Origin of the sequence: Paenibacillus sp. N3/727, assembly GCF_022637315.1 — a bacterium.
GTDB classification, from domain to species: Bacteria; Bacillota; Bacilli; order Paenibacillales; family Paenibacillaceae; genus Paenibacillus_AQ; species Paenibacillus_AQ uliginis.
Map to the genome: position 1 here is coordinate 980,736 of NZ_CP093336.1, position 9,265 is coordinate 990,000.

Sequence of the window (9,265 nt, forward strand, 5' to 3'; positions counted from 1 at the left end):
GTAGTCTAGTTCTACCAGAACTCGTTAGGATAAACTATGAGGATGAATGGGGGAAATGGAATGAAATTAGCTGAACTAATTATTAAAAACTATCGAGGTATAGGTCCAGAAGGAATCAGAATAAAAATTGATAATATAATTGCACTTATAGGCAAAAACAATGTGGGTAAGACAACAGTTTTATCTGCATACGAGGCTTTTGCTTCGACAGGGGCAGCATTAAAACTAAAAGATTTTTATAAAGAAGATATTCAAAATAAGCCTGTAATTACAGGGGTTTTTGTTGATGTTTCTGAAGGTGAGTTGGCTAGGAAATGGATACATGATGATGAAGAATTAGGTTATAAGAATTGTATTAAAGCACAATATCGGTGGCCTTCCCCTGATAATCCTGGTGAAAAATTCTCATTCAATCCTGCGACTGGTCAATATGAAAAAGGAGGCATGGGTGGTTTTGATAGTATTTTAACTAGCAAAATTCCTACTCCTCTTAAAATTTCTCCACTTGATAATCCATTAGAATTAGAGAAAAAGATTCTTGAAATACTTATAGATGCTATAAAGCAAAACACTAAAAAAGATAATTCTAAAGTGCAACAACTCTTAGCTGATATTAGAAAGTTAGCTGAAGACGTTCAAACTGAAATCTCAGAAGATTTATCCAATTCGTGTAAAATGGTATCTGAAGAAATGACAAAAGTATTTCCAGAGGCAACGGTCATTCAAATTGATCCACAAGCTAGTAAAATTGAACCAGATAAACTCATAGGTAGTGGAAGTTTTATACGATTGGGAAGTAGTGAACACCATTTAGCACCACTGTCTAACCATGGTACAGGTCTACAAAGAACTTTTCTATGGTCTGCGTTAAAAATGCTTGCAGAAACAGGACGACACCAAGTGAAAAAGAAAACAGTTGGTGCAGGAACTCAGAAAATTTTATTACTTGAAGAACCCGAAGCGTTTTTACATCCAAGTGCCATACGGAGTGCTATGGAATCTCTGTATACAATTGCGGAGCATGCTGACTGGCAAATTATGATTTCAACTCATTCGCCTATTTTCATCGATCTAACAAAAGATCATACGACCATCATTAGAATTGAAAAAAGTCCTAATACTAATCATGCTGTCCATACATTTTCAACGGATGATGTGAAATTTACTCTAGACGATAAAGAAAATTTAAAAATGTTGAATTACTGTAATCCATACTTTAACGAGTTTTTCTTTTCGACTAATAATTTATTAGTTGAAGGAGAAACAGAAGTTACAGTAGTTAAATCGCTTATGCAATCTGGGAAAATTGAAAAGGATTGTGTTCACGTTATAAATTGCTTGGGGAAAGCGAATATAGTTACTGTTTCAAAAATACTCAATCACTTCAAGGTCAACTATAGTGTTCTTCATGATGCAGATAGTCCAAAGGTCAAAAGAGATGGAAAATACATAGTAAATTCAATGTGGACTATTAATCAAAAGATTAATAAAGAAATTGAGATTGGAAAATCGAAGGGCTTAAATATAAAGACATTCTTATCAGTTCCGAATTTTGAGGGAGAATACTTTAAAGGTGTTACAGGCAGTTCTAAGCCTTTTGGAGCATGGAAAATATTTTCTGATGATACTAACGATGTTGTTGATAGATTTGCTCAAATTATAAACAGAATAGTAGGAAAAGAAGAGAAATGCGCTGTTGAATACTATAATCTAGTTGATTTAACCAAAAGGGTTAGTAAATATGTTGTTGAAAATGCTTTATATAAAGAACCTATATGGTCTATTACTGAAGAAGACATAGCATCTATTGTTAATGAGTAACGCTATATAATTCATTCATTCAAAGAGCCGTAAGACGAAAGTGGAATGAGGCAGCGTAAGATTTTGAGAAAAGAATTGTAGAATATAAAATTTATGAAGAGAGTAGTAAATCGATGGGAAATATTTACAAATATAATTTTGTGGTAATGTAAATGGAGATGAATTTCGGTCACACAAAAAGTATTCGAGTATTAACTGCTTACTCATTAATATATTGATCAGGTGTTATCAGTAAGGCAGGCTTATATAAAATTCAAATTTCAATCAGCTTACCTCCAAATAAAGTGCCTGATTTTTTAAGAGAAAACCGCACCTAGCCAAATTCCTCTAGTGCGGTTTTCAGTATTATTACTTTCCTTTGAAAGTTTCAAGTATATCGTTAAGAATGTGGTGGATCAGGAGGTTGTTAGATTGAGTGACACGGATGATAAGGTATTTTTATTGGGTTGTTTGGGGTCAATAGTAATCTTTATTCTGCTGTGGGTAATAACTGATAACTTTATTGTAGCATTTTTTATTGGATTTGCTCTTGCCTTGGTTTCTAATTTGTATGCTGCCAAGAAGAAGAGAGAACAGAATGAAAAAGAAGAAACGTTATTAATGATTCATCTCAAAACTGTTAGAGATTTTACAGCATCACAACATTACATAACAGAAGACAAGAAGCATCTGGTCGCAGTAGATACAGTCGTTAAGAAAGTTTGCTTTGTAGATGACAGGTATGGTGGAAGAGTGAAGGTATATTCATATAAAGATCTAGTGCGTTCTGAAATCGTTGAAGATGGGCACTCTGTAACGACCACATCTAGAGCAAGCCAACTTGGAGGCGCTATCCTTGGAGGTATGGTTGCAGGAGGGGCTGGAGCCATGATAGGGGCTTTAACTGGAAGAAAAAGCACAAGTTCAGAGGTGAAAAATATCACTCTACAAGTTACTTTGGATGATATAGAGGAGCCACTAAGGTACATTCGATTTTTATATGTAGTTACACCTATTTCGAAAAACACTGAGATGTACCAAAATGCTTCAAAGGAAGCTAATCATTGGCATGGTTTAATAAGCGTACTAATTAGGCGAGCAGACGAATTTACACATTGAGATGAATCTACTATATGAGAAAGAGTAGTGATATTTAGATGAAACAAAAGGTCTTGTTAATTATATTGGTGCTTATGATTATATCTGGTTGTGGAGCGACTTACGATTTGTCTATACACACTTCAAAAGTTAATGAGATCGTTAACAATAATGAGCTAACCAAATACATTAGTTATTATGAGCCTTTAGAAAGGCATGATATTTTAGTTCAAAGAAGTGAGAAAAAAATTAGCTCTGAATATGTAGATGGAGAAGTGTACGAGTATACTGTTTTAGTTGATGTAAATGATGCTTTTCTAACAGCTTCAAGAACGACACAATTTGATTTTGTTGATAGAATAGCAGATATTTTCGACGATTCAATAGCGGGTGAGGGAACATCTTTTATAGGAATATACGATAAAGTCATTATTACTACAATCAATGATGATCCTAATTTTGCGAAGTCTATGAATATACATGAAGTCAGAAAGTTAGATAATGAAACAAGAGATGAGTATAGATTGGCTTACTATGACTCAGAAGGAAAACCTGTTTATGAGTGAATCTTGTATTATATGTCTCGTTAAGAGTGACACAATATTGTGTCACTTTTTTGCTCAGCAATGAAGAAATAGCATATGAAGATTGAGGGGTCAATGCTTTATTTGATCCACCAACGAATTATTTTTCCCAACCTTCATATTATGCAAATAGATTTCCGATTTGAAAACAAACAATGATTAATTATTGTATTGTTAACAGAAAGATTTTTCAACTAAAGCTAATTATAGTCGAGGGTTCAAGTCATTCGGTTTACTCCAAATCTGGGGATTAATAACAACTTTAAAGAATTGTTTAAAGGGCTAACACTCTCAGATGCAATCGACATTTTTGAACAGAAAAAAATAACAAGTAATAATGTTGACCTGTATAATCCAATTATTTTATCTCTTCTCGAATATAAAACGAAACATGTAAAGAATGAAAAAATCGTATTTTAATGATTTTGTTGATGAAGCTAATGAGTATCCTGAAGGAAAGGTTAAGTGAATTATCGGTGTTTGAGTAAAGAAACAAAGAGCAACTGGAATCAAATTATGTAAAGTGGAAAAGCAAATAAATAAAAGATATGAAATTCATTAACATGTTAGGGTTTGAAAAGAATGATTTCTACAAAATTGTTAAAGAGTATGAGGATGGAATATTCAATTGCATTTTTGCGGAATGAATATCTAACTCATGCGAATTTTTAAGGAAAATGAAGGGAAATAGCGGATGATGCAGAAAGATTATTGCTAAAGGGAGGGAAGTCTATGAAAAAAATACTTTCCCATGATTTAAGAGAAAAAGCTGGTTCTGACAGTTATAACCGATTTGATTATCAGGTACATTGGATTGTATATCATATGATTAATCAATACAGAAGTAACTCCCAATTTCTTATTTTCTGTGAATATCATGATGATATGGCTAAGCTTTCAGATATTGAGAATCCGCATTGTGCAGAGTTCTTTCAAATAAAAACTGCGGAGAGATACTCAGAGTGGACATTATCAAGATTAACTAAAACAACGAAAAAAAGAGGAGGGGTTATAAAACATAGTTTTTTAGGCTTTATTTTTTATAATTTCATGCAGTTTGAATCCGACTGTAGTAAGTGTCATTTTGTTTCGAACATTGGAATTGACACTAGATTACTTGAATGGCAGGCACTAATTGAAGATGACAAGATAGTTAAGACTGAGAATCCAGTTCTCTATGAAGAAATAAAGACATTAATTAAAAACGAATATCAAGATATTGAAAGTGTGAAGTTTGAAGAAACATTTGATAACTTTATACAGAATACATTTATCTATGATGGTGATCTTACTCTACAAAATTATGAAAAGGTTGTAGCTGGTGAATTTTTTAATTTACTTGAAAACGACGACTTGTATACATCGAATAGCAATAAAATATTAAAAGATATTATTGAGATTGTAAGAAAAAAAAGTAAAACAAAAATTGATATACCGATAAGTTTCAAAAAACTTAGTGAGAAAAAAGGTATATCATCAGATGTTTTTTCTGCAATAAAGAGTAGTATAAAAAAGGTATCAAGTAAGAGATTTTTTGAAGAATATTCAGAATTTTTGGATGAATTAGGTCTATCAACTCAGAAGAAGAAATTATTATTGCGTGAACTTAAAGTACATCGTCAAAATCTTCTAAATGTTGAAATGACTTTATATCAAGATGTCATAGTAAATATAATTGAGACTTTAGATAAGATCATAATAGATAATTATTCTAAGATAGATGATATTCCCTTTTTACAGGATAAGGTGTTTACTATCTGTGACAAATTTATAGAAGAGCACACTGACATTATTAGCACAGTACGCTTGGAGGCAATATTTTATGAGCGACTCATTTCGGAAGATGCAACAATATAAAAGACTTATACGAAAATTGCGCTTGTTAAAGGAGGGTAGAGTTAGTGGAAAGATTTATGATAAAAAAACTAATAGTAATAAGTGATATAGAAAAAGCATCAAGGGAAGTGAATTTTGATAAAGGATTAAATATTATTATCGGTGGGAATAAGACAGGAAAATCATCTTTGATAAAGAGCATATTTTATACATTTGGTTGTGAAGTGAAATTCGAGTCCGACTGGAAAAAGTTGATTAGTAAATACATAATATATTTCTCATATGGCATGAATGAATATTGTATTACTCGTAGCACTAAAATTTTCACAATATTTAAATTATCAGGAAATTCCAATGGAATTATAAAAGTACAGGAAACTGATGTTTTTCACGATTATAGTAGGACGTTTATGGATATTCTGGGTGTTAGCATGGATTGTCTAACTACTAAAGGCAAAATGATAAGTGCAACACCTCCACTGCTCTTTAGATTTCAATATATAGACCAAGATATTGGATGGAGTAAAATTGGCGAAAGTTTCACCAACATGAAGTACATTGAACAATGGAAAAGTAATACGAATAAGTACGTTGTAGGCTTTCAAGGTGAAGATTACTACACTGCTCGACAAGAACTTAATATCGTAAAAGATAAAATAGAAAACACGAAAGTAAAATTAAATCACTTTAATGAGCTTTTAAAGTCAATTGACGACAATTCAAAGTTACCAGATGGATTAAATAATGAACATAATTATACTGCAAATAATTCAACTAGATTGCTCTTTGAAGAATTGAACGTTAAAGAAAAGGAGAAGATTGAACGTGAAGGTCAAATATACTCTTTAAAGAATCTTAGATATGAAAAAAACTTGGAATTGACTTCAATAAAATCGCTGGTTAAAGAATTAGAAGATGACCATACTTTTGCTTTAGAGCAAAATGATACAATCAAATGTCCTTTTTGTGGTTATGATCATGAAAATACTATGATTGAACGTATTGAAATTGTTAAGGACATTCAATCAGCTAATCAGCTGCTAAAGCAGTTGAGACAAGAGTTAAAGAGAATTGAAGAAGAATTGGATTCATTACATGATAAAAAGTCTCAGGAAGAGAGACGTTACAAATTAATAAAAAATGAGATAGAAAAGAAACAAGACGCCACGTCGATTATAAAAACTTTCAGGGATGAGGGAAAGAAAGAATTACTTAAAAATGGGATTGCTGAAAAGAATAAATTGGAAACCAAACTCTCGCAGGAATTTGGAGAAAAGGCATTAGTTGAAGATAAATTAAAGTCATTTGATTCGAAGAAGCGCAGAACAGAAATTAATAAAAAATTGAAATCTTTCTTCGAAAAAATTCTGGCGGAAGTAAACGTACCATTATCGACAATCAAATTCTCTGATTTTGTTCAGACATTAAACAAACTCGGAAGTGAGCTTCCTCGGATTATCTATGCATATCATGTCGGACTCTATTTATATAATTTAGATAGAGGTAGAAGTGTCTTTAATTTCTTAGTAATCGATACTCCAAATCAACAAGGTCAAGTACTTAAAAATCTTCAGAATATAGATTCTGTACTAAGACATTTATTACTGGAAGAAGGGCAAGTCATATTAGGTACTGAAAGGTTAACTGGTTATGAAGAGGAAGCCTCTACGGTTACTCAACTCGATTACGAGAGAAGATGTTTATTAGCTGAACAATACGAGCATCATGTCAATGTTTATGAAAATTTATACAGGGAATCCCTTGAGTAGATGATAGTATCAACAGTAGATTTATTTCGATAGTGGCCGACTTGCTGTTGGATTAAAAAAAGTTTATTGAAAGGGATAGCCGCTTATTGAGGCGGTGTTTTTAGTTATCGTTATATTTTTATCCTTTTCGATCTCATTCATTAAATTTATTATTGACCCATTAATGGTAGAATCTTATTAAACTAGTCTGAACTGGATAATGATTTAGGGTCTTCATTAAGACTACAACAGAAAATATAATGATAAATACGAGCCTTCAAATGATATTGTGAAAGGGAGATATTTATGCAAGTTTACTGTAGCGAATGTAAACGGAAGACGTATCATGAGGGGGTAATAGTACCTTATGAACTAAAATCGAGTGTATATGATGAACTTCAATGGATAGAAAAATATCATATTGTAAAATGTGGAGGATGTAAAACGGTTGCATTCGTGAAACAGTATGGTGATGAGGATATGTGGGAAGAAACTCCTTGGGGAGATAGAGAGTATACCCATATATACACTGTCTACCCAGAAGAGCCTATACATAAACAAGAACAGCATGTCGCTAAAAAATTTATTAAAGTTCCTGCCTTTATAGAAGATTTATATATTGAAGTTGTAGGGGCATATAACAACAATTCAATGATTTTATGTTCTATAGGTTTGCGAATGATTATAGAAGCTATTTGCAAGGATAAAGGAATTAGTAATATTCCATTAACCAATCAAGATGGAACTCCAAAGAGAGATGATGTTACTGGAGAGTATAAGTATAGATTTCTAGGATTAGCTGAAAAACTAAATACTCTTTTATCGAATGGATATATTACGCAAGTCCAGTACCAGGTACTACAACAAATAAAAGATTTAGGGAATGAAACTGCGCATGAAATAACAAGACATAGTGACTTAATTATCAAAGAAGCTTTGGGGGTGCTGGAAAATATGCTTTACAATATATTTGATTTAGCTAGCATTGAGATTTTTAAGAAGTAAGATGAAATGTTTGAGGGACTTCTTAGTGATAGCTGATAAGTATCAGGTTTTAATGGATTGATTATACTAAAGTAATAATTATACTCCTACCTGACCATATCCTTGGTACACAAATCTTCGGTAACGATTACAACATTAGCTATTTTTTTGTCGACACGATCAACATCAGCAAGACTAAGCCAATAAAGTAGTTGAAGACACTGGTTTTACCCGCTACAATTGATATACAAAAATAACGCAACAATTGAATAGTAATTTACTCTATTAAAATACACGGTTGGTATCCGTGCAGTAACGTCCATCGACGGAATGACTGCGGACTGGGCTCGTATTCCGTGGGATGTTCTTGAGAAAATTTCCGTTCGAATTGTCAATGAGGTAGATAACGTAAACCGTATTGTGTACGATGTTACGTCCAAACCGCCAGCAACGATCGAGTGGGAGTAGTCTCTCTGACAGCTTAGAACTAGAATGAGCGGCATGCACCTCCAGCCAGGATGAAGATGATTCTGCAAATGCGGATACTTCAGCTAGCTGGGGGTGTTTTTTTATGGGAATAGGGCTCATTGACTACGTCCGCTGTGAAGATAACGTCAATTTCCGAACGATTTAAATAATCAAAACGATTAACATTCGCTTTTACTGTTGACAAGATTCGAGCTTCGTCCTAGAATGAGTTTAGTAAATGACAACAACGATAAGTGCTTTTTCGTATAATCCTGGGAATCGGCCCGGGAGTCTCTACAAGGTCACCGTAATGATCTGGCTACGAAAAGAAGAGCTGCAAAGGTGCAAATGCGGATATGCTGCATCCGGAGTGTGAATGAATGATTTTGTTCAGGTTCCGGATGGAAGTGTGTGGTGCGATGCATGGTTGTTAAGCGACTCTTTTTTTGAAGCGGGTGCCCTGGGAGAATTCTTCTCAGGGCTTTTTTTCGTCGTTGGTCACTAATTTTAAGGGGGATATCTCAACAATGGAGCGTTTCTTTAAACTAAAGGAACACGGAACAAATGTCAGAACCGAGATTATCGCAGGATTGACGACCTTCATGACGATGGCTTACATTCTTTTTGTCAACAACCTGTTTCTCGGACCTGATGGTGCGGGCATTCCGCAAGAAGGCGTATTTTTCGCCACAGCAGTAGGTGCGGGTCTCGTAACGATTGTGATGGGATTGTTCGTTAACATTCCGA

At 33.5% G+C, this 9,265-nt stretch carries 7 protein-coding genes, 1 pseudogene and 1 riboswitch (1 of these 9 running past the window's edge); all 8 genes and pseudogenes read left to right on the top strand.

Annotated elements, in window-relative coordinates; all coding sequences use genetic code 11:
* Window positions 1–60: 60 nt before the first annotated feature.
* Window positions 61–1,821 carry an ATP-dependent nuclease gene (locus tag MNQ98_RS04400; RefSeq protein ID WP_241932090.1) on the top strand — a complete coding sequence of 587 codons (1,761 nt, stop codon included), beginning with the start codon at window positions 61–63 and terminating at the stop codon, window positions 1,819–1,821.
* A 411-nt stretch (window positions 1,822–2,232) separates the two neighbouring features.
* Entirely contained in the window at window positions 2,233–2,919 is a 687-nt protein-coding gene (locus MNQ98_RS04405) for a hypothetical protein (RefSeq protein WP_241932091.1), read from the top strand.
* A 38-nt stretch (window positions 2,920–2,957) separates the two neighbouring features.
* Complete coding sequence (locus MNQ98_RS04410; RefSeq protein WP_241932092.1) at window positions 2,958–3,464, top strand: hypothetical protein; 507 nt, start codon at window positions 2,958–2,960, stop codon at window positions 3,462–3,464.
* A gap of 750 nt (window positions 3,465–4,214) precedes the next feature.
* The gene (locus tag MNQ98_RS04415; protein WP_241932093.1) at window positions 4,215–5,339 is read left to right on the top strand and encodes a dsDNA nuclease domain-containing protein; all 1,125 of its coding nucleotides are present in this window, start codon (window positions 4,215–4,217) and stop codon (window positions 5,337–5,339) included.
* A gap of 44 nt (window positions 5,340–5,383) precedes the next feature.
* Window positions 5,384–7,087: a hypothetical protein gene (locus tag MNQ98_RS04420; RefSeq protein ID WP_241932094.1), complete on the top strand. Its 1,704-nt coding sequence runs from the start codon at window positions 5,384–5,386 to the stop codon at window positions 7,085–7,087.
* A gap of 285 nt (window positions 7,088–7,372) precedes the next feature.
* Window positions 7,373–8,071 (top strand): DUF4145 domain-containing protein, encoded by a 699-nt coding sequence (locus tag MNQ98_RS04425; RefSeq protein WP_241932095.1) that lies wholly within the window; start codon window positions 7,373–7,375, stop codon window positions 8,069–8,071.
* 270 nt (window positions 8,072–8,341) lie between these two features.
* Window positions 8,342–8,518: pseudogene (locus MNQ98_RS04430) on the top strand (GMP synthase (glutamine-hydrolyzing)); the annotation flags it as partial.
* 242 nt (window positions 8,519–8,760) lie between these two features.
* Window positions 8,761–8,860: riboswitch (purine riboswitch) on the top strand.
* Window positions 8,861–9,045: 185 nt separating this feature from the next.
* On the top strand, window positions 9,046–9,265 hold the 5' end (the start) of the coding sequence (locus tag MNQ98_RS04435) for an NCS2 family permease (protein WP_208915797.1). 1,148 nt of this gene lie beyond the right edge of the window; 220 of the gene's 1,368 nt are visible here — the first part of the coding sequence; the start codon lies at window positions 9,046–9,048; its stop codon lies beyond the right edge, outside the window.

Excerpts from the sequence above, each read along its gene's own strand:
- MNQ98_RS04400 (WP_241932090.1), top strand. The coding sequence starts at position 61 with ATGAAATTAGCTGAACTAATTATTAAAAACTATCGAGGTATAGGTCCA.
- MNQ98_RS04410 (WP_241932092.1), top strand. The coding sequence starts at position 2,958 with ATGAAACAAAAGGTCTTGTTAATTATATTGGTGCTTATGATTATATCT.
- MNQ98_RS04415 (WP_241932093.1), top strand. The coding sequence starts at position 4,215 with ATGAAAAAAATACTTTCCCATGATTTAAGAGAAAAAGCTGGTTCTGAC.
- MNQ98_RS04425 (WP_241932095.1), top strand. The coding sequence starts at position 7,373 with ATGCAAGTTTACTGTAGCGAATGTAAACGGAAGACGTATCATGAGGGG.